At 65.0% G+C, this 23,887-nt stretch carries 28 protein-coding genes and 1 tRNA gene; 4 read left to right on the plus strand and 25 right to left on the minus strand.

Going from position 1 to position 23,887, the window contains the following annotated elements; genetic code table 11:
- Positions 1 to 247 precede the first annotated feature (247 nt).
- Complete coding sequence (locus ACQP1G_RS34170) at positions 248 to 769, minus strand: hypothetical protein (protein WP_433193805.1); 522 nt, start codon at positions 767 to 769, stop codon at positions 248 to 250.
- Between the two features lie 1,114 nt (positions 770 to 1,883).
- Between ACQP1G_RS34170 and ACQP1G_RS34175 the strand changes: the two genes are divergently transcribed.
- Positions 1,884 to 2,981, plus strand: coding sequence for a three-Cys-motif partner protein TcmP (locus ACQP1G_RS34175; protein ID WP_433193806.1), 1,098 nt, complete (start codon positions 1,884 to 1,886; stop codon positions 2,979 to 2,981).
- Here the strand turns inward: ACQP1G_RS34175 and ACQP1G_RS34180 are convergent.
- The 16 genes from ACQP1G_RS34180 to ACQP1G_RS34255 all read right to left on the minus strand — a co-directional run bounded on the left by ACQP1G_RS34180 (position 2,978) and on the right by ACQP1G_RS34255 (position 15,858).
- Positions 2,978 to 3,733, minus strand: a complete 756-nt coding sequence (locus ACQP1G_RS34180) for a DUF5131 family protein (RefSeq protein WP_433193807.1) — start codon at positions 3,731 to 3,733, stop codon at positions 2,978 to 2,980. The two genes, ACQP1G_RS34175 and ACQP1G_RS34180, sit on opposite strands and share 4 nt — an antisense overlap.
- 82 nt (positions 3,734 to 3,815) lie before the next feature.
- The gene (locus tag ACQP1G_RS34185) at positions 3,816 to 4,766 is read right to left on the minus strand and encodes a hypothetical protein (RefSeq protein ID WP_433193808.1); all 951 of its coding nucleotides are present in this window, start codon (positions 4,764 to 4,766) and stop codon (positions 3,816 to 3,818) included.
- A gap of 3 nt (positions 4,767 to 4,769) precedes the next feature.
- Positions 4,770 to 5,171, minus strand: a complete 402-nt coding sequence (locus tag ACQP1G_RS34190; RefSeq protein ID WP_433193809.1) for a hypothetical protein — start codon at positions 5,169 to 5,171, stop codon at positions 4,770 to 4,772.
- A 48-nt stretch (positions 5,172 to 5,219) separates the two neighbouring features.
- Positions 5,220 to 5,438 (minus strand): hypothetical protein, encoded by a 219-nt coding sequence (locus ACQP1G_RS34195; protein WP_433193810.1) that lies wholly within the window; start codon positions 5,436 to 5,438, stop codon positions 5,220 to 5,222.
- Between the two features lie 158 nt (positions 5,439 to 5,596).
- Positions 5,597 to 6,601: a toprim domain-containing protein gene (locus tag ACQP1G_RS34200; RefSeq protein ID WP_433193811.1), complete on the minus strand. Its 1,005-nt coding sequence runs from the start codon at positions 6,599 to 6,601 to the stop codon at positions 5,597 to 5,599.
- A 2-nt stretch (positions 6,602 to 6,603) separates the two neighbouring features.
- A complete protein-coding gene (locus tag ACQP1G_RS34205; RefSeq protein WP_433193812.1) occupies positions 6,604 to 6,981 on the minus strand; it encodes a hypothetical protein in 378 nt (125 codons plus the stop codon).
- Position 6,982: 1 nt separating this feature from the next.
- Positions 6,983 to 7,462 carry a hypothetical protein gene (locus ACQP1G_RS34210; protein ID WP_433193813.1) on the minus strand — a complete coding sequence of 160 codons (480 nt, stop codon included), beginning with the start codon at positions 7,460 to 7,462 and terminating at the stop codon, positions 6,983 to 6,985.
- Between the two features lie 4 nt (positions 7,463 to 7,466).
- Complete coding sequence (locus ACQP1G_RS34215; protein ID WP_433193814.1) at positions 7,467 to 7,823, minus strand: hypothetical protein; 357 nt, start codon at positions 7,821 to 7,823, stop codon at positions 7,467 to 7,469.
- Position 7,824: 1 nt separating this feature from the next.
- Positions 7,825 to 8,301: a hypothetical protein gene (locus ACQP1G_RS34220; RefSeq protein ID WP_433193815.1), complete on the minus strand. Its 477-nt coding sequence runs from the start codon at positions 8,299 to 8,301 to the stop codon at positions 7,825 to 7,827.
- 1 nt (position 8,302) lies between these two features.
- Positions 8,303 to 10,363 (minus strand): hypothetical protein, encoded by a 2,061-nt coding sequence (locus ACQP1G_RS34225; protein ID WP_433193816.1) that lies wholly within the window; start codon positions 10,361 to 10,363, stop codon positions 8,303 to 8,305.
- 35 nt (positions 10,364 to 10,398) lie between these two features.
- Positions 10,399 to 10,776 carry a hypothetical protein gene (locus ACQP1G_RS34230; RefSeq protein WP_433193817.1) on the minus strand — a complete coding sequence of 126 codons (378 nt, stop codon included), beginning with the start codon at positions 10,774 to 10,776 and terminating at the stop codon, positions 10,399 to 10,401.
- Between the two features lie 23 nt (positions 10,777 to 10,799).
- Positions 10,800 to 11,399, minus strand: coding sequence for a hypothetical protein (locus tag ACQP1G_RS34235; protein ID WP_433193818.1), 600 nt, complete (start codon positions 11,397 to 11,399; stop codon positions 10,800 to 10,802).
- Between the two features lie 49 nt (positions 11,400 to 11,448).
- Positions 11,449 to 13,458 (minus strand): hypothetical protein, encoded by a 2,010-nt coding sequence (locus ACQP1G_RS34240; RefSeq protein ID WP_433193819.1) that lies wholly within the window; start codon positions 13,456 to 13,458, stop codon positions 11,449 to 11,451.
- Positions 13,455 to 14,564 (minus strand): hypothetical protein, encoded by a 1,110-nt coding sequence (locus tag ACQP1G_RS34245; protein WP_433193820.1) that lies wholly within the window; start codon positions 14,562 to 14,564, stop codon positions 13,455 to 13,457. Before ACQP1G_RS34245 ends, ACQP1G_RS34240 begins: the two co-directional genes overlap by 4 nt.
- On the minus strand, positions 14,561 to 15,481 hold the full coding sequence (locus ACQP1G_RS34250) for a hypothetical protein (RefSeq protein ID WP_433193821.1): 921 nt from the start codon (positions 15,479 to 15,481) through the stop codon (positions 14,561 to 14,563). The genes ACQP1G_RS34245 and ACQP1G_RS34250 overlap by 4 nt, the downstream gene beginning before the upstream one ends.
- Positions 15,478 to 15,858, minus strand: coding sequence for a hypothetical protein (locus ACQP1G_RS34255; protein WP_433193822.1), 381 nt, complete (start codon positions 15,856 to 15,858; stop codon positions 15,478 to 15,480). Before ACQP1G_RS34255 ends, ACQP1G_RS34250 begins: the two co-directional genes overlap by 4 nt.
- 80 nt (positions 15,859 to 15,938) lie before the next feature.
- On the opposite strand from ACQP1G_RS34255, the gene ACQP1G_RS34260 reads away from it, so the two are divergent.
- Positions 15,939 to 16,139 (plus strand): hypothetical protein, encoded by a 201-nt coding sequence (locus ACQP1G_RS34260; protein ID WP_433193823.1) that lies wholly within the window; start codon positions 15,939 to 15,941, stop codon positions 16,137 to 16,139.
- Positions 16,140 to 16,146: 7 nt separating this feature from the next.
- Here ACQP1G_RS34260 and ACQP1G_RS34265 read toward each other — a convergent pair.
- The 4 genes from ACQP1G_RS34265 to ACQP1G_RS34280 all read right to left on the minus strand — a co-directional run bounded on the left by ACQP1G_RS34265 (position 16,147) and on the right by ACQP1G_RS34280 (position 18,572).
- Positions 16,147 to 17,047 (minus strand): IS5 family transposase gene (locus ACQP1G_RS34265; RefSeq protein WP_433193824.1). Its coding sequence is split into 2 segments (ribosomal slippage): positions 16,147 to 16,680 and positions 16,682 to 17,047, totalling 900 coding nucleotides; the frame shifts between segments, so codons are not numbered across the junction.
- 176 nt (positions 17,048 to 17,223) lie between these two features.
- On the minus strand, positions 17,224 to 17,565 hold the full coding sequence (locus ACQP1G_RS34270; protein ID WP_433193825.1) for a hypothetical protein: 342 nt from the start codon (positions 17,563 to 17,565) through the stop codon (positions 17,224 to 17,226).
- Complete coding sequence (locus ACQP1G_RS34275) at positions 17,562 to 17,924, minus strand: hypothetical protein (protein ID WP_433193826.1); 363 nt, start codon at positions 17,922 to 17,924, stop codon at positions 17,562 to 17,564. Before ACQP1G_RS34275 ends, ACQP1G_RS34270 begins: the two co-directional genes overlap by 4 nt.
- 420 nt (positions 17,925 to 18,344) lie before the next feature.
- The gene (locus tag ACQP1G_RS34280) at positions 18,345 to 18,572 is read right to left on the minus strand and encodes a helix-turn-helix domain-containing protein (protein ID WP_433193827.1); all 228 of its coding nucleotides are present in this window, start codon (positions 18,570 to 18,572) and stop codon (positions 18,345 to 18,347) included.
- A 149-nt stretch (positions 18,573 to 18,721) separates the two neighbouring features.
- Between ACQP1G_RS34280 and ACQP1G_RS34285 the strand changes: the two genes are divergently transcribed.
- Positions 18,722 to 19,990, plus strand: coding sequence for a helix-turn-helix transcriptional regulator (locus ACQP1G_RS34285; protein WP_433193828.1), 1,269 nt, complete (start codon positions 18,722 to 18,724; stop codon positions 19,988 to 19,990).
- Between the two features lie 262 nt (positions 19,991 to 20,252).
- The gene (locus ACQP1G_RS34290; RefSeq protein WP_433193829.1) at positions 20,253 to 21,041 is read left to right on the plus strand and encodes an HNH endonuclease; all 789 of its coding nucleotides are present in this window, start codon (positions 20,253 to 20,255) and stop codon (positions 21,039 to 21,041) included.
- A gap of 246 nt (positions 21,042 to 21,287) precedes the next feature.
- On the opposite strand, the gene ACQP1G_RS34295 is transcribed toward ACQP1G_RS34290, so the two are convergent.
- The 4 genes from ACQP1G_RS34295 to ACQP1G_RS34310 form a co-directional block, all read right to left on the minus strand.
- The gene (locus ACQP1G_RS34295; RefSeq protein ID WP_433193830.1) at positions 21,288 to 21,944 is read right to left on the minus strand and encodes an HAD family hydrolase; all 657 of its coding nucleotides are present in this window, start codon (positions 21,942 to 21,944) and stop codon (positions 21,288 to 21,290) included.
- A gap of 45 nt (positions 21,945 to 21,989) precedes the next feature.
- The gene (locus tag ACQP1G_RS34300) at positions 21,990 to 22,580 is read right to left on the minus strand and encodes an HD domain-containing protein (protein WP_433193831.1); all 591 of its coding nucleotides are present in this window, start codon (positions 22,578 to 22,580) and stop codon (positions 21,990 to 21,992) included.
- A gap of 74 nt (positions 22,581 to 22,654) precedes the next feature.
- On the minus strand, positions 22,655 to 23,587 hold the full coding sequence (locus tag ACQP1G_RS34305) for a tyrosine-type recombinase/integrase (RefSeq protein ID WP_433193832.1): 933 nt from the start codon (positions 23,585 to 23,587) through the stop codon (positions 22,655 to 22,657).
- A gap of 99 nt (positions 23,588 to 23,686) precedes the next feature.
- A tRNA-Ile gene (locus ACQP1G_RS34310) sits at positions 23,687 to 23,760 on the minus strand.
- Positions 23,761 to 23,887: the final 127 nt, after the last annotated feature.

Genomic DNA, 23,887 nt, shown 5'->3' on the forward strand with positions numbered 1-23,887 from the left:
GCACTCAGGGTTTCGGTGCTGAGGAACAACTCGGGAAGCCACTGACCATCTCGGTGCCACCGGTTCGGCGCGAATTTCGCTGTACGCAGGCCAGGTGTGCTGGTCGATCCCGACGCGAGGGCTATCACCACCTCCGGGATGTCGATGTGGCGTCGCCTGATCTGGTTCCACACGTGCTCGATCGCCGTGGACAGCGCTCCGGCAACGTGCCCGGTCTCGGCGGAGTCCTGTTGTTGATGCATTGCCCTCAACCCACGTTCGTCGACAGGTCGACATGAAACGCGTTCTGACAGACCCCGCAGAGGATCGGACCGGCATCGACGGTGCGTTTGAACGCGCGCACGCGCCGAGGCGGGTCACATCGGCAGACCATTGCGCATCCACCACGCGGCGCCTTGGGATCGCCCCCGGCCTCGTCGGTCTCGTCGTCATCGTGATCGGTGTTGTCGACACCGCTCGCCTGACCTGGTTCGTGGAGACGGTGTGCCACCAATGCCGTAGTAAGAACCGGGAGTTCGTTACGGTATGCGGTGCTGGTGCTGTCCGCGAGGGAGGTGGTAGCCCAGCCCCGACCGGATGTGCGTTCGACCGTGAGGCCGACTTCCTCGGCGATCTGCTTATAGCGGCCGTTGTGGTAGGCACCCGCGCGGCTGGTGTCCTTGACTGCTCGTGTGCGTGCGATCCCGTGCGCGGCGTAGTGCAGAACCGTGCTGAGCACCTCGTCCGCGCCGGCGGCGAAGCCTTCACAACCAACGAACAGTTCAGGCATCAACTCGGTCCCGTGTTCCCACCGGTCCGGCCCGAACCGTCCCAGCCGCACACCACCACTCCTGCCTGTGGAACCACCGGCCATCGTCACGACCACATCGGGAGTGTCGGGATGACGGGCTTGAATCGCCACCCACACCGTTTCGAGGCATCCATCAACGGACTGCCGATCTTCTCCAACGCAGCAACTTCCTCCCTGGATTCCTCGCGCCAAGCGACGTGACGCACGTATCCGGCCGAGGGATTGATCCATTCGCATCAACGCTATGGGCCACCTCCGGCCGAAAATCCCTGCTGCACACGACACAACCGCAGATCAGCACACGTTAGGTGTCGATGACGTGCAACGTTTCCGTGAGAGAACTGGGCGCTGGCGGCGTATTTCGTGGGGCCGACAGTCTCATTTGATGGAAACGCATCAACCCACGCGATGCCAGCCTCCTCGAATTCCTCCTCTTGTGGTCCCTCCCAGACCATCAACGCTGCGCACGCGCTACATAAACCTCCCTATCGGTGAATTCGCGTGCCCTGCACCGCCGCCCGCCAGCCCGACTCGACCACCGCACTGAGCGCGCCCTAGCGCGCGAACACGCCACCGGAGGTGGCGCTGCTCTAGACGTAACTTCCGCACCTGACGTACCCCGCTCCCAACCCCTCCTTTGTGGTCTCTCTTTTGTGGTCTTCTCTTCTCCCCCTTCCCTTCTGGACTTTCCTTGTTTGTGTTTGGTGTTGTTTCCTGTCCCTGCCCGGCTGACACTCTCTATGAACAGCGAAGCCATAGAGAGTGTCAGCCGGGCAGGGACAGGAAACGGCACCAAACACCCAGCTCAAACGGAGTTTGAGCTGAGATGTGCCGGGACTCTGCCGGGACCTGGAAATCCCGGCGGTGTCCCGGCTTTGTCCCGGCACTGTCCCGGCGGAATATCGGTCTCTCGCATACGAATAGGCCCCGCCTGCAGTCTGTCTGGCGGCCCGCTGTTCGGGTGGGTTCGCGATAGCCAAGCGTTCAACGCGCCTGCTTCTGCAGAGTCAAGCCGGTAAACTCTTGCGGCAGCAGGGGTTTGACAGGCTCGGCTGTCTTCGCGGAATGACGGGGTGGCCGGAGGGGAGGCTCGGTGAGTACGAATCCGGTTCCGTGGCCGATCGAGCCTCACACGGTCGCCAAGCACGCTGTGTATCGGCAGTACTTCAGTAAGTGGTTTCCGATCATGACCAATGGGTGGGGCGGCAACGTCACCTACGCGGAGGGCTTCTCCGGCCCAGGTATCTACACCAAAGGCGAACCAGGGTCGCCAGTGATAGCGCTCCAGACGCTCATCGGAGACGAGCGAAACCGAACTCGATACAAGAAGATGCGGCTGCTGTTCGTTGACCACGACGAACGCTGCGTGACCCTCCTGCGGAAACGGCTCGAGGTCGCATCCCAGCCGGTCAGCCTCGACGATCTGGCCAGATACGGTATCGACCTGGATATCCGCAAAGGTCAGTGCGTTCCTACGCTCGAACGACTGCTGACCGAGTACAAGGCATGGGGGCGGCCGATGCTGGTCGTACTCGACACGTGGGGCGGCGGTGTTCCACTTGACCTGGTTCGCAGGATCGCGAAGAACCCCAGCAGCGAAGTGCTGATCACTATCCAGCCCCAATATTTTGCCCGGTTCGCTGAGGTCGACTCGATCGAACATGGTGATGAGGTGTTCGGCGGCACCACCTGGCGCAAAGTGAGCGAGCTACCTTCTGACCGGAAAGCTCGATGGGTGATCGAACACTACCGGGACGTGATCCGCAAAGCGGGCTTCGGCTTCGTCCTGGACTTCGAGCTCATCGACAACCGTGGTCAAGCCCTGTACCTGGTCTTTGGAACCGACCATCGCAGAGGGCTCCAAAAGATGAAGGAGGCCATGTGGGAAGTGGATGATGTCTCCGGCGTCGGCTACCGCGACCCCCGCGACCCCGGCCAGCAAACGCTGGAGATCGTTTTCGAGCCGAACGTCGAGCCGCTCAAGCGGCTCCTCCTGAACGCGCTACGCGCAGAAGGCCCAGCGGGATGCACGGTGATGCAGTTGCGCACATTTGCGCTCTACCGCACGGTTTTCAAAGAGAGCCAGGTCGTTCCCGCTCTGAACGCGCTGCTCGATAAGGGCGCGATCGAAATGAGTGAGCCCGGACCGCTGCGTTTCACCAGCAACGTCCGGGCTCACGAATCGAGCTAAACCACCACCGGAACCGAGCTCGTCGGCATCTGGTCCCACAACCGGCCATCCAGCTCACGGCCCAGCGTCTTCGGTGTCCTGCCACCCCACTGTTTGAAGAAGAACGGCACGTCAGCATCTTGGCAGACATCACGGATATCGCGAACCCATGCCGGGTCCATCGGCCGATGACCGACACCGGACTCCCCACCTGCGATTACCCAACCGATGCCGTCGAGCTTGAGCCCATCAAGTGGTCCCAGAAGTGGCTCACACGACAGAAACCGCACCGCGGCGGGGACTTCGCGCAGGTGATCGATGCGGTCGAGGTAGTCGATGTTTTCGACCGATACACCCATCCACACATTGGCCGGCCAGTCCAAACCATCGGCAAGGCGCTTCAACCGCAGCGACCGCTTCGTCAGCACCTGATAGGTGTGCTGCGGGGTCTCGCGCATCACGTCGAACACGTCGCGGATGAACCCGACCGGTACCTTGGCGTGGAACAGATCCGACATCGAATTTACGAACACCACGCGCGGTGCGCGCCACCGCCGCGGCACATCCAACGCCTGCGGGTGGATGGTCACCCCGAAACCTGGCCCGGACGTGCGTAAATCGCCGTCGCGCTGGTACTTGTCGGCGCCCATGGCTTTCAGACGTTTCGCCAGGACCATCGCATAGCAGTGGTCGCACCCGGCCGATACTCGGTCGCAGCCCGTCACCGGGTTCCACGTCGCCTCAGTCCATTCGATGCCCGACTTGTCCGACATGACACCTCCTCCCGAATCTTGTTGACATTACGTCCACACCGCGTATTCGTAGTCCCACACGCTGCATCGTGTGATTCCTTTCTCAATAGTCATCGCCTGCCACACCGGGTTTGGTGTATTCCTGCGCTGCGGCGAGTGTCCGGGTCACCGATGAGGCGCTGAGTTCGACGTACTCGGCGATCCGTGCGTGCGACCAACCCTCCTCGTACTTCAGCCGCAGGATCGCGGCGACGGTGCTGGGGTCACGCCGTCCGGCGGGGTCGGTGCTGCAAACCTTTTCGGCTACCGTCGCCCACCGGTCGGTGCGCTGCGGTGAGTCGGTGCGTTCGTGGTGCCCAGCGGCTTCGATCTGGATCGGCTGCGCACTGGTCAGCTCTGAGGTGCCGTGGTGGGCGGTCAGTTCGCTTGTTGTCGACCGGGTTTCGGTGTGGACTTCACGCACCGAGACGGTGCGTACCGCTTCGGGCTTATGCCGCAGTTCCGGATCGGTGCGCACGCCTGATGCGTCATGGTGCTCACGGATAATCATGTGCGCAAGTGCCGCGCCCATGCCGAGGACCACAACGGGGAGGCAGGCCACCAGCACGGTGACCGGCCACGGCGCCACGGTCACACCGGCGGCTTGCATGAGGTGGTAGGCGACTTGGCCGACCGCGCCGAGCGCGAGGCTGCCGAACGCCGAATATTTCGCGTAGCTGCGGGTACGGTTCGAACGGATCCGGCCGGACAGCCACACCGAGAGCGCGTAGGAGGCGTATGCCTCCATCCCGATCGGCAACGTGATCGCAGTATTGATCTCGAAATCGTCGGCGATACCGGGCAGCGGGTGCACCGGACCGAAGCCAGTCAGCTCGCCGAGTCCGACCCAGCCCGACCAGATCGCCACGAACGCGGGCAGCGCCAGCAACAGCACTGGCCACGCCCGCACCGGCCGTCTCGATGCCTGCGCACCGGGTTGTGCATTGTCTGGTGCGTGGTGGTGCGCAGCGTCGTTGCTGCGCACCATGTCCGCGCCGGAGTCGTGTCCGGTCACGGTTCACGCACCGCTCTGCCCGGCGGCGGGGTTGTAGACGGCGGTGAACAACCGGGCTTTCGGGTAGTCGGGGTCGGGTCCGGTGTAGGTGACCGACAGCAGCGCACCGACCGCGAAGTCCTCGGTTCCGGCGTTCTCCAGCGCGAGGCCGATGGCTTGTTCCATGCGCCAGGACACATACAGATTCCGCGGTCCGCTGCTGGTATCGAAGGTGATCACCAGCTGCATGACCGGTTGGCCGTTGTCGTCGAGTTCGACTTCGTCGGGTGCGCCGCCGTATTTGAGCTTGGGCTCCTCGACGATCGCGGTGATGCGCCCGTACACGGTGGTGCCCGGGTTGCTGGTCTTGCTGAACGCCGAAGACGGTCGTGCGGCGCGGCGGAAACGCTGTCCAAAGGTGGTCATGATGGGGGTTCCTTCCTGGGATGTAATTCGAATGAAGGTGAAGGTGTTTCAGCGGCTGCGGCGGCGGTCGCTGCGTCGCAGTGGCTCTTCCGGGTCGCAGCTCCAGGTCTGGTAGTCGCGTAGGTCGGCGCCCTCGGCGCTGAGCCAGTCCAGGAGCTCGTAGTCGGTCCGGAATTCGGTGTCGCGTCCCAGGTGCTCGCGATGCTCGGTCAGGTGGCGGTAGTAGGCGTCCTCGGCGGTGACCACACGGTGACCGAGGTCGGGCAACGGCACGTCTTCGGGGCCAGTCGGGGTAGACCATGTCAGGGTTGTTCGCCGCGGCGGTGGCGTTGAACACCTCACGTCCGAGTTGCTGGGCGCGGTCGCGGATTTCGCGGTGTTCGGGGGTCGGCTGGTTCACTGGGAGCTCCTTCGTTGTGGTCTGTTCAGCGGCTGCGGGTTCGACTCACCGGTCGAAACCGCTGCCGCTGCTGCTGTTGCTGTGGTCGATCGAGGTAAGGGACCGGTTCGAGTTCTTCGATGCGGTGTCCGGCGGCGAAGTGGTCGGTGAGGTCTTTGCCGTCGCGGGCCTCCATGACCCGGACTTCGCCGACGTGGCCGTGCAGGGTGTCGGTGACCTTGGCGGCGTGCCGGTATCCAGGGCGGTCGCGGTCGGCGACCACGATCACCCGCCCCGCTCCGCGCAACCAGCGCGCGTGCTCGTCGGTCCAGGATCCGGCGCCCATCGCGTTGCAGGTCGCGATCAGCCCGGCCCGGTTCGCGGCCTGAACGTCCTTTTCGCCTTCGCACACGTAGATCTCGCGGCCGGTGTCGAGGGCATCCCGGATGTCGTTGAGCCGCCACGGCAGTGCCGCGAAACCGGTGTTCTCCCATTCGGTTCCGGTCCAATGGCGCTGGAAGAAGCTCTTGGCGTGTCCGTGCTCGTGCGGGGTGTGCACCCGCACGACGCAGCCTTCGACCTGACCGGTGTGCCACCGGTAGACGTAGGTGTCCACATTGACCGGTGGCCCGGTCTGAACCCCCAAGTCCGGCTTGCTCAGGATCGGGAACCGTGCTGCGGCGATCGCCCGCTCGACCGGGGTGAGCGACTGCTGTTGCACTGGACGCTGTGGCCGGTCCGGTGGTGTGGTGCGCCGGTTCGGGTCGCGTTCGGGTAGCCGGTCCCATAGGTCCCGCACCCGCAACCCGATTCGGTCCAGCACGTCTTCGTCGTTGCAGCGTGCCCAGCACCGCACCATCGTTTTGCTCTGCTGCGGGTCGTACCGCACCCCCAGCGACGGGTTGTGATGCCCGCCGTCGGACTCGTGTACCGGGCACAGGTAGTTCGTCCACTGCTGAGGGGCACGCGGATGTGGTGGTGGCCCAACCGTCCTTGTCAACGCGTCGGTGACGACCTGATACGAAAGACCTTGCTGTGGTTGCGGTTCCATCTTCAGCGCCCCCGCTCGGACTGCCCGCGGGCTGGACCGGGCGGCTCGAACCGCATCCGCGCGGCTGTGGCTAGCACGCGGCCCTGTTCGATGCTGCGGCGCTGCACCGCGTCCAATCGGCCACCTGGCGCGCGGTGCGACTCGATCAGGGCCTGCCGCATCGCTTCCGGATCGCATTCCCACTGTGAGCGGGCTTGTTTCAGGAATTCCCACTGCTGCTGGTGCGGGCCGAAGTGCCAGCCCTGATCGATCGCAGCGCCGTCGGTGTAGAGCCGGTTGATATCGGCTTGGGTCGCGAAGTCGGACCGGAAAGCCAATCGGGTAAGGCGATCCAGTTCGGTGAACGCCTCCCGCATCGCTTCCTCGTGCTCGATGTGCATGTCACCGGCTCCGTTCGATCCCAGAGCGGCGACGACCGAACACCGGCACCGGAGTGTCCGGGGTGTGGCGGGCTTGATCGCGGCGGGTCGACCCCAGCCAGGCGCCGTGCCCGGTGAGTTCGCGGGCCTGCTGCTGGTGACGCCAGTTGATCGGCGCCATCACCGCACGCGAAACCCCTTCGGCCTCAGCGATCCAGTCGTACTGTTCGCCCATCCGCTGTGGTGAGCGCTCCCAGCTCTCGACCGTGTTCTGCAGCCGTCGCCAATGACTTTCCACGCCCGTGCTGGTCCAGCGGTAGGCGATCGCGGCGGCGCGGCCGAGGAAGATCTCCCGGTCGGTGGTGGTTTCGGCGTATTCGGCGGTCTTGCGCAGCTGGTATGCGCGAGTGAAGTCCGCGCGCATACCGTCTTCCATCGGTACCGCGCCGCGCTCGTTGTAGTACTGCCACTGCGTCGGCTCGAACTCGAATTCGCTGCTCATGACTTCACCGCCCCCGCTCGATCCGCGACCGTGGCCGCGGGCGGTCTTGCGCGGTGATGTCGCGGGCTTGTTCGTGGCTGCGGTGCTGGATATCGGTGAGGCCGTCTCCGCCGTTGTGGTCGACGTTTTCCAGGAACCGCCGCATGGTGTCTGGTGCTCGTCGCCAGTCCTCGCGGGCGTCTTCGAGGTAGTTCCAATGCTCGGCGTGCGGACCGGACTCCCACCGGTCGGCCACAACCTGCTGCTGCATATCGAGGACCTGGATCTCGGCCTCGCTGGTCGAAGGCCGATACATCTGCCGTCCCAGCTCGACATAGGTGGTGAAGTCGGCGCGCATGGCTTCTTCGTGTTCGCGTTGCATGTCAGCGACTCCTTTCGATCCGGCGGCGCGGCCGATCCTCGGCCTGCTCGGGTTCGGTTGCGGTGGTGTTGGTTTCACGACGCGGACTAGTGGACGTGCCGCTGTAGCTTTCGATGTATGCGGATGCTGTGCGGTCCCATCGGTCGGCGGCATCGGCTGCGGTGATTCCGTATGCGCCACCGATCTGTTCCCAGGTGGCGCCGAAATCGCGGGCGTTGAGCGCGTTGCCGAGCGGGTCGACATCAGCGGCTCGGTCGATGCGGAGTTTGGTCAGGTGCCAGTCCGCCTCCTGCCGCTGTCCTTCGGGGGTATTGCGCTGGTCCCAGTCCCGCTCCCACTCCGGTGTGCCGTATGCGGGGCGTGCAAGGAGCCGGTCGGCGAGTTCGGCGCTCTTGATCGCGATCGTCGCCCGGAGTTCGCGTGCCGCCGCATCGATCTCGGCGTTGCTGGGTACCGGGTTCTTGTCGTTGTGGTTCATCTCAGCGGCTCCTTTCGATTCCGTTGCGGCGCTGGCCGTTTCGTTCGATGTCCTGGTGGGGGTCGACATCGGTGGGCCGCCACGGCTGGGTGTCGTCGAGTCGTTGGCCCGCTGCCCGGTCGGTGGTCTCGCGGCTGCTGCGTTCGCGCTGGTATTTCTCGGCGCCGCCGTCCTCGTCCCACCAGCGCATGAACTCACCCGTGCGCTGCCCGAGCGTGGTGAACCGGGTCTGATCGGGGTCGATCGAACGCAGGTGCTCGGCGAACGCTTGGGAGTCCCCGTACGCCTCGGCCATCTCCTGCCTGCGCGCGTCCGCGGCGGCTTGCTCGGCGAGTTGCTGCTGTTTCCAGGCCCGCCACGCGTGGAAGTCTGGGCCGCCGGACCGCTGTTCTGCTCGCCCGTTGCGACGTTCCTCGGCGGCACGGTGTTCCGGGCTGCCATACCGCTCGTGTTCGGGTGTGGCCTGGGCGAGTTTCTGCACGGCTTCGTCGTGTTCGCGCTTGTACCGGTCGCGTTCGGCGGCGACCTGATCCACGGTCGGGCGGTCGCGCAGTTCACCGATCTCGTTGGCGAGACGGATGTTTCGGTTCTTCAACGCCTCGATGTGGCCTTCAGCGGCGTCGAGTTTGCGTTTCATCTCGTCGCGGTCGGCGGTGACCGCGTCCAGACCGCGCTGCAACATCCCGACCCGGTTCTCCAGCCGGTCCCGGTCATCGGAGATGTCGCTCAACTGGCGTTCGATCTGAGCGAACCGATCTGGATCCACCGATTTGGCCGACTGTTGCTCGGCGGGACGGGTTTTCGACGGCTCGGTGGCCTGTCCGCGTTGGGGACGGAGGTGCTGTTCGCGCAGGGCACGGACTTCGTCGGTGACCATCCCGAGCGGCCCGTCGACGATCTCGGCGTCGTGTACTCGGCCCTGTTCGCGGATGGTGAGCGAGAAGTCTTCCCCGGCGCGGCTGCTGGTGTCGCGGTAGGTGTCGAGCTGATGCAACGTCCAGTTGTATGCCTGCTCACGAGTGTCGAACGTGCGCAACTGCGTACGGTCCTGCGGCGGAACCTTGGCGTACTCGACGTCGTCAAGGTGCAGCACATCGGAGGGACCGACGTTGACCACGAACGGTTTCCCCGGCTGCTGGGGCGGACGCTCGGCGGCCGGATGCAGCTGCTCGGCGTGCGCGTCGGCGACGGTGCGCTGGTGATCAGCGAGAGTGTCGGCATCGGCGAAGAATCCCGCACTCGGGTTCTGCCGGTACCCACCATAGGGGTCGCGGATGATGCCGAGGGGCTGTTCGAGCTGTTCGGCCACCGTTTCCGGGGCGCCGTGGCGGTGATACACCTGGCGGCCGGCCGGATCGCGCAGGCTGGCGTCCACGGTTTGCCCGTCGACCCACATCGTGTGGTCGATATCGCGGTGCATCCATTCCAAACCCTCACGCGCGGTGTCGAACCCACGGGTTTCGGTGACCGGGTCCTGCCCCGTCCCGCTCATCCACGCCAGCCTGGCCTGATAGGTCGGGGCCTGCCGCCGCTGTTCGTGCTGCGGAGCGGCGTATTCGCGGATGGTGCGGGCGACGTGGGCGCGGTACCGCAACGCGTCCACACCGCGCACCTTGTGCGCATTGGTGAAAAACCGGCCCGGCTCGAACCGCGGGAAGATCGTGGCCGCGTCCAAGCCATCAAGCGCGATGCCCTGTTCGACCTTCGTCAACCGCCCGTTGGCGACGATCCGCGCCCGCAGATCCCCCGCATGCCGCGCCAAGGCTTGGGAATCACGGTAGCGGCGTTCATGATCCACACTCGGATCGCCACCGCGGTCGGTGACCGCGACCGAATGCGCGCGGTAGCGGTCGATCATCTGCTGGGTCCACACCAGCTGGTTCTCGCGGTCGGCCTGCTCGCTGCGGCGCTGCTGCCGCAATTCCAGGTTGATCTGCTTGCGGATGCGGCGACGCTCCAGCCAGTTCCCGGCCTGGGCGTGCAAACGCAGCATTTCCTTCATCGCGTACCCGAACTTGCGGGCCTCAGCGATCAACTCGTCTTCGGGACTACGGTCGGTCATGTTGTTGTATTCCTTTCAGCGGTAGAGGATTCGGGTTATCGGGTGCGGCACCGGTCGCCGCATCGCTGCCGTTCGGGCTGTTTGTCGCGGTGCTCGCACGCCGCGTCGGTGAGTGCCAACCGGCTGCCGTGGCCGCGAGCTGTGTCGATCTCGGCGTGCGTGCGCCGCAGGCTCGATGCCGCTTCGGTGAGCCACTCCTGTGCATGCGCGGATGCCCTGAGCGGGGTGGTTGGGCTTCCGAGGTCATCGACCCGCAGCGACTCCGGTGACCGGCTCAGTTGCTCGTAGCTGCGTCGGATCCGCGCCAGGTCGCGATACAGCTCCTCGACGCGCTCCTGAACTTCGCCGAGGTCTTCGTAGAGTTCGGACGGGACCGGCAGGATCGGGTCGTCGGGGGTTCGGTTGGTGCTCAATGGATTTCCTTCCTTGTGGTGGGTTACTGGGCGGTTGTCGTGGTGGTGCGGTGGTTTTCGTGCCGGGTGCGGGCGGTATCGGCGCGGTCGATCAGCCCGTGGACGAGTGCGGCGATCGCGGTGAAGACGGCGGCGACGGCGTGCCCGATGCCGGTGACAGCGGAGCCGAGGACCTGCGGGATAGAAGGGCGCAGGGCGGCGTTCCACCACAGGTAGGCCAACCAACCTGTCCCGTAAGCGGCCAACGGGCCGGTGACCAGCCACGGCTGCCCCCACCCCGCGAGCACAGCGAGACCGACCACAACGGAGGAGCCACCAGCGGCGCCGCGGATCATCCGTCGCCGTGCCGCTCGCCCGGCTTTCACGATCGCGGCCGGATCGGTGACCGCTTCCGGGATCGCGGTGTCGTCGCTGGTGACCAATCGGAGTGTGGGCTTGACCGGCTCGGTGGCGGGGTTGTTTCGGGGTGTGGGGTTGTCGGCTATCTCGGCGACGGCGGCGAGGAAGTCGGCGACTTCGTCGGCCAGGATGTCGCCGAGGGCTTTCGGGTCGCTCGGCTGAGTTGGCTTGCGGTTGTTTTCCGGGTCGTCGTCGGGGTTTTGGTTGTCGCGGATGATGCGCATTTGTGTTGCCTCACAATCGAATCGGTGAAATCAGGGAAATGGGAGGTGGTCAGGCGGCGGCGGTGTCGCCGGTCGCTGCGGCTGTGCCGGCCGCAGCGTCCTTGGCGGCGGGTGTGCCTGGCAGCGGGGTGAGTTCGGTGGCCTCGACGGGGATGACGCGGCCCCATTGGGCGCGGCGGGCGCGGGCGTAGACGAATTCGCCGGTATCGAGCTGACGCAGCCGGTCCGGATCAACGAGCCACATTTCCCCGACCGAGACTTGCCCCTCGTCGCCGTGGCGCTGGCCCTTGATCAGATGACGCGACGGCAGCATGCCGCGCACTGAGCCGAGGTGTTTGCACAGGTCTCCAGCGTTTTCGCTGTAGCCGAGCAACAGGCCACCCGCGCACGACTTCAACAGCCGATTCAGCGACCACGCATCCGCGGCCAATCCCTCCTGGGACTGGGCCGCGAACAACAGCGCCACACCTTGGGAGCGTCCGCGTTCGCACACATCGACCAGCCCGATCGATCCCTTGCTGGTGGTGGTCGCCGAGACCTCGTCGATGATCAGGGTCACGCTGCGGCGCTGCTCTTTCGCGGTGCGTCCGGCGCGCTGCATCACCATCCGCAGGATCGCCGAGACCTGAGCGCGAGCGGCGTCCTTGTCCTGCCCGGGTACCGTCACATACAGCACGTCGATGTCGTCGAGCCGTTTGCCGCCGTCGAACACGAACTGCCCGTTGAGATCTCGCAAAAGGTCGAACAGGTTCGATGCCTTGATCAGCACGTCGTCGATCTGCGGGACTTTCTCGTCCTGCATCGCGGCGACCATGCGTTTCACATCCGGCGCCCCGCCCCAGATGTCGATCAGCTTGTCCGCGTGCAACCGCTCCAGGAACTCTGTGGATGAGCGCGGCGGACCGACCGGGGCGTCGATCACCAAAGACACGATGCGGCGGCGCATCTCGTCGAAATGCTGGCCCTCACTGGTGGTGGCCTCGCCCGCGTTGAGCAGGTCGGCCGCGACCGCGCGCATGTCGCGAGCGGGCATGTCGAACATGTCGAGGCGGTCGGCACCGGGCATCACCATCGCGATCCGGGCTGGGTCGATGCCCATCCGCAGGGCGTAGTCGCGGATCTCGATGCCGAGGTCCTTGTCGTCCTCACCGCCCTTGCACGACACGACCGCCAGCAGCGGGCGCGGATGCTTGCGCCGCATTCCGGGCACGTCTTTCCACTGCTGGAAGGCCCGCCACTCGTAGTCGAGCATCCCGACGAAATAGCGTTTGATCGTCTCGGTCTTCCCGGATCCGGTCGTGCCGGTCAGCACCAAGTGACGTTTGGCCTGCTTGTGCGGCAACACCATCCACTGGTGATGACTCGCGGTCAGCTCCTGCCACAACCCGGCCGGTTTCGCGCTGGTGCGGTCCGCGAGCGGACCCAGCACGATCCCCTCACCACAGCTGTAGGGGGCACCCAGTTTCGCCGCGCGGGCGGCGCGGGCCAGCTTGCGGGCGACCATCGCGTCCTTCACCCGTTCGGTGCGCCCCAAGCTCTTCAACCCGACGGTGTGGGTTTTGTGCACGAACTTCGCCCACACATACGTGCCGACCAGCGCCGCGAACGGCACACCGAGCGCGAGCATCATCCGCAGCCCGGCCCAATCACCATCAGCGACTCGGGAGGCGCCTGACCACAAAAGGACCGCGGGTGTCGACCAGGAGCCCCCGGCCAGCGCCGAGGTCGCGGGCAGCAGAAGCGATCCGATCGCGAAGTTCCGCAGCCGGTGCGGCGCCAGCGGCCAGTAGTAGGCAACGGCCACGATCATGACCAGCATCGCCACGACCACGACCCCGCACAGGGTCGCGGCGCCCGCGATGTGGGCGACTGCGGCCATGTCGGGCAGGTCGATACCGTCGAGCTGTGTGACCGGCGGTTTGACCGGGTGTACCTCGATCGACGGCAGTGGCGCCTGGTCGACCGGCACCGCCGGATCCGGTGTAGGTGCGGTGGTCGGTGCGCCTAGCGGTGCGCAGTCGGTGGGAGTGAGGATCGGCTGGCAGTTCTGGTTGGTCATGATGCTGCTTCCTGAGTGGTGAGGTGAATGAGGGTGCGGCGGCGGCGATTCGGGCTCTGCTGCTTCTGGGCTTCGCGTATCGCGGCGTAGCGGGTCAGGAATTTCGCCCACTCGCGGTCGAAGTCACGGATCACCAGATCCAGCGCCAGCGCGTCGCCGAATTCGTTGTCGGGCAACCGTTGTGAGGCGGCGGTGACGTTGTCGGACACCGCTGCGGTGCGACACAGGTACAGCACCCCGGCCATCACCTCGTCGCGGCTGTCGCGGGCGGCGCGGATCGCGCCTTTCAACGCGATATCCATGTATTCGGGGTCTTTCTTGGACAGCTCGACCTCCAGCGCCCACCAGCCGTGGCGGCCCTGCACCACACCCAGGAACCGGCCGTCGTGCACGTGCGGGTGTCCCAAGATCGGGGTGCGGCCCGTCGAAACCAGCACCTCGCGGGGCTTGGCCTTGCGGTTGGTTGCCTCGGCGGTCTTGCCGATCCGGTGCCGCAGCACCCGCTCGGAGGTCCACAGCTGCGGGTCGGCGCCGACCAACATGACGCGGGCCTGTGCGACGGCCCGGTAGTGCTCGGCCAGCCCCAACGGCGGATGCCACTCCGACGGACGCCACCCCAGATAGCGGGCCGCGGTCACCCTCGTCGGAACAACCCACTTCTCTCCGGCCTGTACGTCTTCCAACGCGTGGATCGCGCCTTCGGCATACAGTTGCTTGGCCAGGCTGTAGACGTGGTTGCGTTCCATGCCCAGAAACCAGCCCAACACGTCCAACTGCATCCCGTGCATATGCGAAACCGCAGCCAGCACAGTGGTTTTCCGTGGTGTCGACCGGGAAACCCGCTCACCGCGCAGCAGATCCTGCACCGTGGTTCGCGGCAACCCGACCCGGCGCGCGATCTCGGCCTGACTGAGCTGGCGAGCCCGCAGCGCGGCGACCTCACCGAGCACTTCCTCGACCTGCCGCGCCCGGATCCCCAACTTCCGCGCGATCTCCTGATAGCTGATCCCGGTGTCACGCAGACCTGCCACGATCCGATCGCGGTGTTCGAACTCCAACGCCGCGTACCGATCCGGTCGCCCAGCTGTCGTGTCCTTGTGGTTCATCGGGTTCGCTCCCTTCCTGGACGGCCCGCACGCTGGGCCTCGATCTGCCCCCGTGCCCGCAACGCGAGCGCCCCCATCACCTCGATCTCCGAAACCGGCTGCGTCGATTGCGGTTTCGTAAGGACGCGGGCGCGTACGACGGTGCGGGAGGTGACACCGAGTCGATGGGCGATCTGTTCGGCGGACAGGCCGCGCTCGGTCAGATCGGTGACTTGCTCACGGCGCTCCGCGGTCGCCGAAGCATGGGTCCACCGCGCCCGTACCGGCTTGCCGCGCGGGTCGTCCAACGCGGCTTCGTCCCACTCGAACGGCAGCGCCCACCCGTTGCGCCGGCCGCGGGCCCGCGCCCGCTCTGACGGTCCCGGCGTCATCTGCAACCGGTCGAACAACGCCTTCACCGCACGTTCCCGATCAGCCGAGATCGTCCGCGCCAACGACTCAGCGTTGCGGGGTTTGCCGAGCAAGCCCTCCATCACGCCGCTGTTGGTCACCATGCCTAGCTCGCGAGCCAGCTGGTTGCGCGGATATCCGAACGCGACCAACGCCTGAATCCGGCGCCGCGCACCATGAATCGGCACCAACGCATTGCCCGGCACAACATCAGCGGCCCGCTCGGGCACCTGGACCGCCAGAATGGCGGCCTCCATCTCCGACGTGAGACGTATCTCGCCGTCGCGGGTGATCCGGTCGACCGATGACCGGTCGACACCGGAAAGCGCAGCCAGCTGGGTCAGATTGATCCCCATGCCCTGCAGGCGCTCGACGTGTGCCCGCGCGGCGTCGGCGGCAACGAACTCCTGCGGATCCCATCGGCCGTAGGCAATCTGACGGTTACGGTGCCGCTGATAACACGGCCGGCACATGCCGCGCGCGTACCCGACACCACCACACGCACAGGTCACCGGTTGACGGCTCATCGGGACCGCTCCATCCCCCGGCCCCGCCGCTGGGTACGGCGGGCAGCCAGATCCGCGCGGGCCTGCTCGATCACCTCACGCATGTCGGCGGCGTTGACACCGTGGCGCTCACACGCATCCGCAGACCGCACCCAGCGAGCGATCGTCAACGACTCCAGTTGCGCCGCAGACGGTTTCCGCTTCGGCCGCACCTGCTGCGAGTCGTACAGATACGCCTGGCGCCTGCCCGTGCCGCGCACCTGCGCCTCGTACTCCCCGGTCGGCCGCTGGTCCTCCGCGTCCAACTGCCGCCACGTCCGCAAATGCTGCGGCGCCATCCGCCACGGCCACGTAGGAATCCCGTACCGTTCGCCATCTGGATCGAGGTATTTGCTCATCGCGACCGCCCGATTCCACGGGAACGGACCCGCCGTCCACCGTCGATGACGGTGCGGATCTTCGCGACCGACTCCGCAGAGTGACGGAAGTCGAGCAGCTGGTCGAACACTGCCATCCGTTCGGCGTGCACTTCCGCGCTGCTGTCTGCGGCGAGCTCATTCCTCGACATCTCGAACTCGTTGTCGCGGTATCCCTTCGCCTTCGACACGTCAGCAACGGCGTGCGCGATGTCGGACAGCACGCCGTGCGCAAGGTTCAAGCGTTCAAACTCGGCCTCTAGGCCGTGTTTAAGAAGTTGAGAGCCAGATGTTGATGGCGGCGATTTCGACGGTTGCTTTGTATCGGACCGCGAGCTTGTCGAATCGTGTTGCGACGGCACGGTTCTGTTTGAGCAGGTTGATGCCGCATTCGACGGCATGGCGCTGTTTGTAGGTGTCCTTGTCGAAGGCCGGCGCTCGCCCACCGGCCGAGCCTTTCTTGCGGCGGTTGGCGGCCTGGTCGACCTTCACCGGGATAGTCGCCTTGATACCGCGCCGCCGCAAGTAGGCCCGGTTGCCACGGGAGCTGTATGCCTTGTCCGCCAAGACCCGGTCGGGGCGGGTCCGCGCCCGCCCCGAGCCGACGCGCGGCACGCTGATCTGCTCGAGCACGACCTCGAACTGTGGACTGTCACCACGCTGACCAGCGGTGATCACCACCGCCAACGGCTTTCGTCCCTGCTCGCACGCCAGATGTGTCTTGGTGGTCCATCCGCCACGCGAGCGGCCCAACCCGTGATCGTCGGGCTCGGGATCATCCCCGGTGCACGGCGGTTCGGTCTGTAGGTCCCCTTTTCCGCGCACCAGCGGCATGCTGGTGCGCTCGCGCGATCGTGGAATCGACGCTGACATCCCAGGCGATCCGGCCTTCGGAGTCGGCGAGCGCTTGCAACGCCGACAGAATCCGGGTCCACACCCCGGCGCGCTGCCACCGTCGAAACAGCCCGTACACCGATTCCCACGATCCGTAGCACGCCGGCACATCCCGCCATGGCGACCCGACCCGGACTCGCCACCGAATCCCGTCAATGAGCTGCCGTTTCGTCCACTTCGGCGGGCGACCGGACTTCTTCCCGACGGGCAGCAACGGCTCGATCGCCACCCACTGCTCCTCGGTCAAGTCCGCCCGCCTCGTTGCTACGCTGATCACGAGGTCTCCGGTGTTCTGGTTCGTCTTGGTAAACAAACCATTTACCGGAGACCTCGCCCATTCCCAGTAAACGACACACCATGCCCGACAAGCGCTTTCACACCCGCGCGACCAACGCGAACCTACTTCTTAAACACGTCCTAGACGCGCTTGCTCCTGGCTTCGATCCGAAGTGCTCATCGCTGCACCCCCGGAATCTGCGACGCGGGCACACACGAACCTGGCTTCTCCCGTGGCACACCAGAATTCGCGGAACGGCAGACGTTCGGCGAGGGCGTGTAGTGCTGGTAATCGACCATCGCCGCCGTGCACCCGGCCATCCCGACCAGCAGGATCACCGCGAACGCGGCCAGCCGCACTGTCGGCGGCAACAAACCGAGCGGGGAATACACCGCGCCGACCCCGGTGAACTCTGGACCGGCCATCGACTGCAGCGGGTTATGAGCACCGCGCCCGCGGTCGAAATGGGTGACCGTGTACCCCTGCGGCACCGGCCCCGGCTGCCACGGCGCGCTCACCGCGACCGCCCCCGATCAACCAACGGCCGATCGGCCTGCTCACGCTCAGGCTGCGGGTACTCGCGGACCTTCGCCGCCAACTCCCGCGCAGGCCCGAGGTGGTATTTCCATGTGCCGGCCATATCTCTAGCCGCGTCGCCGAGATTCCTTGCGGCGTATTCGACGTTGATGCGCCCGTATTCCTCGGGAAACAGCTCGTGCTTCCCCGGCTTATCGAACCGATCGGCGTGCGCTTCCAACGCCTTGTAGCGGGCCTGCAACGCAATCGTCCGCAGCCGCAGCAACTCCTGCTCATGGATGATCGAATCCAACTCATCGAGCAACTCGGCCGGATCGTGGAACGGTTCGCTCAAGCTCATCGCCGCACCCCCCACCGACGCGACGCTCCCCAGAACGCGAACGCACCCAACAGCATCACGGTGAAACCGACAACCGCGGGATGCTCCAGAACCAGGTAGCCGATCGACACTGCAGCAACCGCGAAACCAAAGGTGCGGGCGCGCATTACGATTCACCGCCTTCGTAGCGGGTCCTGCCACCGCGGCGACGACGAGCCTGGGCCGACTTCAAAGCCAGCCGGGTGTAATGGGCCTTCCGCGCCTGCGCCGCTCGGTAAGCCCGCTCTTCTGGGCTGAGCAGCCCATCGGGATCAACGAGGCGATCGAATTTAGTCAGCAGCGCATCACGGGCTTTCGCCGTCCGAGCGGCTCGATCCGAGGTCTTTGCCCAGGACTCGTGCGCGGCGATCCGAGCCTGCAACGTCCTCTCGACTGGGGTGCTCATGCCGCACCGCCAGCGACAGAAGTAGGCGCGTCGACCGGTTGAACGAGAGCAAGCACCGCCGCACGACGAACACGCCACCGACGACCGTTGACCAGCCATCCCTGGAGGTCACCGGCTTTGATCCAGTTCTTGATGGTTTTGGCGTCGACGTCGACAAGGGACGCCGCGGTCCTGACAGTGATGAGGTCCTCGGGGACCTGGATAGAAGGGAGATTGATTGTCATCGAGAGTCCTCCTGGGAAATCCGGAAAGTTCTTCCAAGACAGGCTCTCTCGGCACAAAGTCCTATTAAAGGCCAAAATATAGGCCATTGATGGGACAAATCACGGCCGCTTTTGCTGCAACGTCCGCTCTAAGGCACTAGACTGTCCTCATGTCAACCGCAGGTAACGCAGCACTTCGCGCCGCCAGGCAGGCCCTTGGCATCAGGTCTCAAGCCGATCTGGCGAAGGCGCTGACTGACACGGCCCGCGAGATCGGGCTCCGGGCCGAGGTCGCTCCCCGGACCGTGCGTAGATGGGAATCGGCGGAACCGCCATGGCCTCACCACGATCACGTGTCGGCGCTTGAGGCACTGTTTCGACGCCCGATCACCGAGCTTGGATTCACCCCTCCATGGGCAGATGAACGCCAAGCAACCGATCGCAGTGGGCTGCCTGAGCCTCGAGTCTCAGCCAGTCAACGGCTACACAATGCGGCGTCGCATCAGCTTCCACCTTCTGTTGCAACGGATTTCGCAACCGTGACGGTCTCGCATCGCCACATGTATTGGTCCATCCCCGCGGCGCGACTTCATCGGCTTGTTGCCGAGCACGCACAGCTCGGAATCGACCTCCTGCCACAGGTGCCCGGCGCTGCGAAAGAGGTTCTCGCCCGCGCAGTTTCAGAATCAAACCTGCTCGCTGGCAGGTTGGAGTTCTTTGACCTGCAGCAGCCAGAGTCAGCACATACAAGCCTCGTTCTTGCCCTCCAGGCCGCGCATGAGGCGTCCGACTCCCTTCTCGGCGCGGCAGCGCTCGCACACATGGCATTCGCTCCGGCCTTCTCCGGCGAACCGGCACGCGCGGAGGAAGCGCGTGAACGACTCCGCGCTGCCCGAGCCTTCGCGCGGCGGGGCGGCGCAAACGCCGAATTCACGGCATGGCTTGACGCTGTCGAGGCCGAGGTCGAAACACGGTTCGGAGATACGCGACGCGCGCTAACGCTGATTCACCACGCCGAAGATGCATACAAGACCTACAGCCCTGAGACCGATCCTTCTCCGTCGTGGATGGACTGGTTTTCGCCGACCCGACTGGCTGGCTTCAAGGGCAACACGCTACTCACTGCCGGGAGAGGCCGTGAAGCGCGAGAGACGCTGGTAAGCGTGATCGGCGATCTGCCGCCGGAAGAGGTCAAACAGAAACCGATCTACCTCGCGGATGCCGCAGCTGCATGTGTTCTGGAGAAGAACCCAGAGGCCGCGTGCAGTCTCCTCGAGGAAGCACTCGATCTCCTCGCCCGAAATTGGTACGCCACCGCGCTTGATCGAATCAAAGCTGTGCGGCAGTCACTTCGTCAGTGGGACTCGTTGCCCGCGGTCCGTGCACTCGACGAGCGTCTGTACGACTGGCACACGACGGTAAACTCGCTGATCAGCTAGTTGTTGTCGGCGCGCTTGCGTACGCTGGCCGCCGTGGTCGATGTTGTCTCGGCTGCACATATTCAGCTGAGGAGGGGCATCGGTGCCAGCGTGGGCTTTCAAGTCGGTGGGCGAGGATCGGGACTGGCACAGCAACGACGGGTACCCCGATATCCCGGGCGTGCAGTACGTCTACACGAACACAGTGGGCAACTGCCTACGCGTGGCTGAGGGCGACACAGTCGTAGTACACGATCGCCTACTCGTACATGGTGTTTCGGTCGTGGATGCGATCGCGGTCGAACATGACGTGCCGGTGCAGATCAAACGATGCCCGGAGTGTGGCAGAGCCTCGGTCGGCCGGCTCAAGCGCAGTCCGACGAAGTTCCGCTGCGACCGGGGCGGCCACAAGTTCGACGATCCGGTCGTGAGCGACGAGACGCGAACCGTGTACACCGCGCACATCGCCAACCATTGGCAGGCCATCGACGGTGCGCTGTCGACAGAACGCCTCATGACAGCGAGGTCGAACAACGATCGGCAAAGCTCGATCCGGCCGCTCGACATAGAGCTGCTTGATCAGTTGCTCGACCGGGCCGCGGTCCTCCTCCCCACCCTGGCACCCGGAAAACCGACCGGCGGGCAGACCAAAGTGTCGAAGCCGATCGCGGGTGGGCACCGGATGGTGAAGTCGCGGGTTCGGAACGGGCAGGACAAGTTTCGGGATGCCGTGCTTCAACGCGACGGGTTGGTGTGTGCGATCACGGGCCGCTGCCATCCCTCGGCGTTGGAAGCCGCGCACCTGCGCAAGTTCGCGGAACACGGAAAACATCTGCCCGAAGAGGGCTTGCCGCTGCGGGCCGATATTCACAAACTGTTCGATGCGGGGCTGATCGCGATTGACCCGACGACTATGGAAGTGGTCGTCTCGCCCCAGCTCGATGCCTACCCGGCCTACAGCGGGCTGCGTGGAACACAGGTAAAGGTGACCGATATCAGCACAGCGGCACTGATCGACCATTTCGAGGCTGCCGTCTCCAGCTGGGGGTTGACCACGGCCGTCGAGCAGTAGGCGCGGTGTCTCATGCGGTTGGCTCAAGTGCGAGCTGTTCGGAGTCTCGTCGCGGGAGTTGGTCGGGTGCGGTCATGACCGTCCGGCCGGACCCGCGATCTACACGAACGAGCTAAAGCCGCAGTCGCTCAGGTCGATTCGAGCCTGAACGCGCACGTGGTCGCATTCATGCGCTGGCGCGGGCACGAGACCGACGAGTTACCGCCACGGCCGGCAGAACCGAACCAACCTCATGAGACAGCACAGCTAGGTCGCCGCGTTCTCAACGCCGACTATCCCCGGCAGCTCGTTGAGGTCACGGATTCTCCAATCGGAGAGTTCCGTGACCTCTTCTTTCTCGCGATGGATCCAACCCCACGGACCGCGCTGTAGATACGCAGTCCGCATCCCGACTTGCTTTGCTGGTGCTACGTCGTTGTCGATCCGATCCCCCACATAGACAATTTCAGCCGCAGCGCAGCCCGCGGCCTCGATTACCTTGCGGAAGAACTCGGGGTCCGGCTTCTGGATTCCCCAATCATCCGACGTGGCAATGAAATCGGTCGGCAGATCCAGCCCACGCAACAGACCTCCGGCGCGGACTGTCTGATTACCGACGACTCCGACCCACACGCCCATCTCGCGGAGCTTCGACAGTGCAGGCCTCACGTCGGGATACAGGTCGTCTTCTCCGAACCACTCGGGCTGGCCAGCCTCAGCCCGAGCCTGCCGCTCGAGGTCGAGATCGAACCCAGGCCGAAATACCTGGAAGGTCTCGCGGTAGTCGAGGCCGGACGCAATGACGGCACCGAATACTGCAGCGAACGTGTGCCGCGGCACCCCCAACCAGTCAGCCCAAGTTCCATATTCTCGGGTCTCGTCGACCAGCGTTTCGCCCACATCGAAGACCACAGCACGGATCACGTCTCTACCCGTTCCTTCCATCGAGTTCGAACTTCCAGGATCTCATCAATCCCGACGTACGGTCCTGCCCGCCCCTGTCCTCGAGCGGCCGGGTGACCATTGACCGGAGAGATGGGCGGCCTCCATGGTCCGCGCGCCTGCGGCCAACAATTCCGGTGCAGCCTCGGTTACGGAACGCGAGACGATGTGGTCTGGTCCATAGCGCTCGCACACTTCGGCGAGGCGGCTTGAAATATCGGTGGTATCGCCAGTCGGCGTGGTGGTCATGTCAGCCCACCAAAGGGCATCGCGAAGCGGACCGCACTCGTCCGGCCACGGCAAGGGAACCTTGCGGTTCCGCGCCTCGACTCGTGCGCATGAGTGATTTGCGACGAGCGCGCACAGCCGGGGCGGCACCCCCTGGTCCCGAAGAAACTCCGCACCGTCAACAGGATGAAACCCTGTGCGCACCAACCGCGGCGAATAACCGACATCGTGCAGCCAAGCGGCGGCGATAAGCAGGTCGCCATCATCGACCAAGCCTGCAACAAGCTCAGCACGACGCGCGACGCCCGCGACATGCGCAAGTCGGGTCGGGAGGTCGCTCAGCAGTTCTTGCGCGGTCCGTTCGGCCCATTCCAGAAGCTCTGCAGCCATGTCGCCACCGTAGCCGCTCTGAGGGCGACGGCCGGTCATCAAACCCAACTCGCACCCGCCGCTGTACGGGTATCTCACAGTTTGTCCCCGAGACGTGCTCGGCGGTGGGCTGCTTTTGCGCGTTCGTCGGCAACGGACTTGCCGTATCGATCGAGCATCTGCCTCGAGCGCCATCCGGCCAGCATCATGAGGTCCTGCTCCTGGCCGCCGTTGGCGAGCCAGTTGTGGGCGAACCAGTGGCGCAGCATGTGTGGGTGGATGTGGTCGATGCCCGCGGCCTGCGCGCGGCGTTCTAGCATCTGCCGTATGCCGTGGTCGGTCATCGGACCTTGCCGACCGAGCCACAGCCGGTCACTCTTCTTCGCGAACGGATGTTGGTTGCGGGCCCGCAAGTACCGACGCAGTGCGATGCGCGTCTTGTCGCCGAACGGTGACGATCGTGGCCGGCCGCCCTTGCCGACGACCAGCGCGCTGTCTTCCTCGAAGTCGAGATCGTCCAGACCGAGGTTGGCGACCTCGCCGCAGCGACACCCCGTGTCCGCGAATAGACGGACGATGGCGTTGTCCCGCCGCGAATCGAAGTCGGTTCCGGCGCACTGGTCGAGCAGGGCGCGCAGGGATTCGAGACTCGGTACCGGCACGAGCTTGTCCGGAGCGTCCGGCAGACTCAGCTTGTCGAACGGGTTGGACTCGATGATCTCCTCGGCCGCAAGGTATTTGAAGAACTGCTGAAGGCTCCGATACTGGCTGCGCGCGTACTGCGGGGACAGTGGCTCACCGGTGCGGCGGTTCGTCCTTGACAGCAGGGTCTCGATGTACCCGCCGATGTGGTCACGGGTGATCTCGGGCGCGTCCGTCGGCAGCGCTTCTGAGATCAGGTAATCGGCGAAGTAGCCGATGTGGACCATGTAGACGTCGATCGTTTTCTTGGCGCGGTTCTTCCGCCGAAGCTCGGTCGCGAAGTCGTCGCGTAACTCGCGGATGTCGTCCAGCGAAACGGTCCCCATGCCGTCCGATGCTACCGCAATAATCTATTCGTGGAAGAGCACTGTTCTAGATCGAAACCTCTCGCGAAAAACAAAAACCCCCTGCTCAGAGGGGGTTTGTGGGGCGGGTGGGGCTCGAACCCACGACCAATGGATTATGAGTCCACGGCTCTAACCGACTGAGCTACCGCCCCGTGTGCGGTGAATACCGACAGCGTTGGGGATGGTACCGAATGGAGCGGGGCGGGCACCACTCGGATACCGCGGAACACAGCTGCGGGGTGACGGCCAGGTGGCCGGGGCGCGGTTAGGGTGGGGGCG

The sequence above is a fragment of the Nocardia sp. CA-107356 genome, from assembly GCF_050946365.1.
In the GTDB taxonomy this organism is placed as follows: domain Bacteria; phylum Actinomycetota; class Actinomycetes; order Mycobacteriales; family Mycobacteriaceae; genus Nocardia.

Excerpts from the sequence above, each read along its gene's own strand:
- ACQP1G_RS34170 (WP_433193805.1), bottom strand. The coding sequence starts at position 769 with ATGCCTGAACTGTTCGTTGGTTGTGAAGGCTTCGCCGCCGGCGCGGAC.
- ACQP1G_RS34180 (WP_433193807.1), bottom strand. The coding sequence starts at position 3,733 with ATGTCGGACAAGTCGGGCATCGAATGGACTGAGGCGACGTGGAACCCG.
- ACQP1G_RS34190 (WP_433193809.1), bottom strand. The coding sequence starts at position 5,171 with ATGACCACCTTTGGACAGCGTTTCCGCCGCGCCGCACGACCGTCTTCG.
- ACQP1G_RS34200 (WP_433193811.1), bottom strand. The coding sequence starts at position 6,601 with ATGGAACCGCAACCACAGCAAGGTCTTTCGTATCAGGTCGTCACCGAC.
- ACQP1G_RS34205 (WP_433193812.1), bottom strand. The coding sequence starts at position 6,981 with ATGCACATCGAGCACGAGGAAGCGATGCGGGAGGCGTTCACCGAACTG.
- ACQP1G_RS34210 (WP_433193813.1), bottom strand. The coding sequence starts at position 7,462 with ATGAGCAGCGAATTCGAGTTCGAGCCGACGCAGTGGCAGTACTACAAC.
- ACQP1G_RS34215 (WP_433193814.1), bottom strand. The coding sequence starts at position 7,823 with ATGCAACGCGAACACGAAGAAGCCATGCGCGCCGACTTCACCACCTAT.
- ACQP1G_RS34220 (WP_433193815.1), bottom strand. The coding sequence starts at position 8,301 with ATGAACCACAACGACAAGAACCCGGTACCCAGCAACGCCGAGATCGAT.
- ACQP1G_RS34225 (WP_433193816.1), bottom strand. The coding sequence starts at position 10,363 with ATGACCGACCGTAGTCCCGAAGACGAGTTGATCGCTGAGGCCCGCAAG.
- ACQP1G_RS34235 (WP_433193818.1), bottom strand. The coding sequence starts at position 11,399 with ATGCGCATCATCCGCGACAACCAAAACCCCGACGACGACCCGGAAAAC.
- ACQP1G_RS34240 (WP_433193819.1), bottom strand. The coding sequence starts at position 13,458 with ATGACCAACCAGAACTGCCAGCCGATCCTCACTCCCACCGACTGCGCA.
- ACQP1G_RS34245 (WP_433193820.1), bottom strand. The coding sequence starts at position 14,564 with ATGAACCACAAGGACACGACAGCTGGGCGACCGGATCGGTACGCGGCG.
- ACQP1G_RS34250 (WP_433193821.1), bottom strand. The coding sequence starts at position 15,481 with ATGAGCCGTCAACCGGTGACCTGTGCGTGTGGTGGTGTCGGGTACGCG.
- ACQP1G_RS34255 (WP_433193822.1), bottom strand. The coding sequence starts at position 15,858 with ATGAGCAAATACCTCGATCCAGATGGCGAACGGTACGGGATTCCTACG.
- ACQP1G_RS34275 (WP_433193826.1), bottom strand. The coding sequence starts at position 17,924 with ATGAGCTTGAGCGAACCGTTCCACGATCCGGCCGAGTTGCTCGATGAG.
- ACQP1G_RS34280 (WP_433193827.1), bottom strand. The coding sequence starts at position 18,572 with ATGACAATCAATCTCCCTTCTATCCAGGTCCCCGAGGACCTCATCACT.
- ACQP1G_RS34285 (WP_433193828.1), top strand. The coding sequence starts at position 18,722 with ATGTCAACCGCAGGTAACGCAGCACTTCGCGCCGCCAGGCAGGCCCTT.
- ACQP1G_RS34300 (WP_433193831.1), bottom strand. The coding sequence starts at position 22,580 with ATGGCTGCAGAGCTTCTGGAATGGGCCGAACGGACCGCGCAAGAACTG.
- ACQP1G_RS34305 (WP_433193832.1), bottom strand. The coding sequence starts at position 23,587 with ATGGGGACCGTTTCGCTGGACGACATCCGCGAGTTACGCGACGACTTC.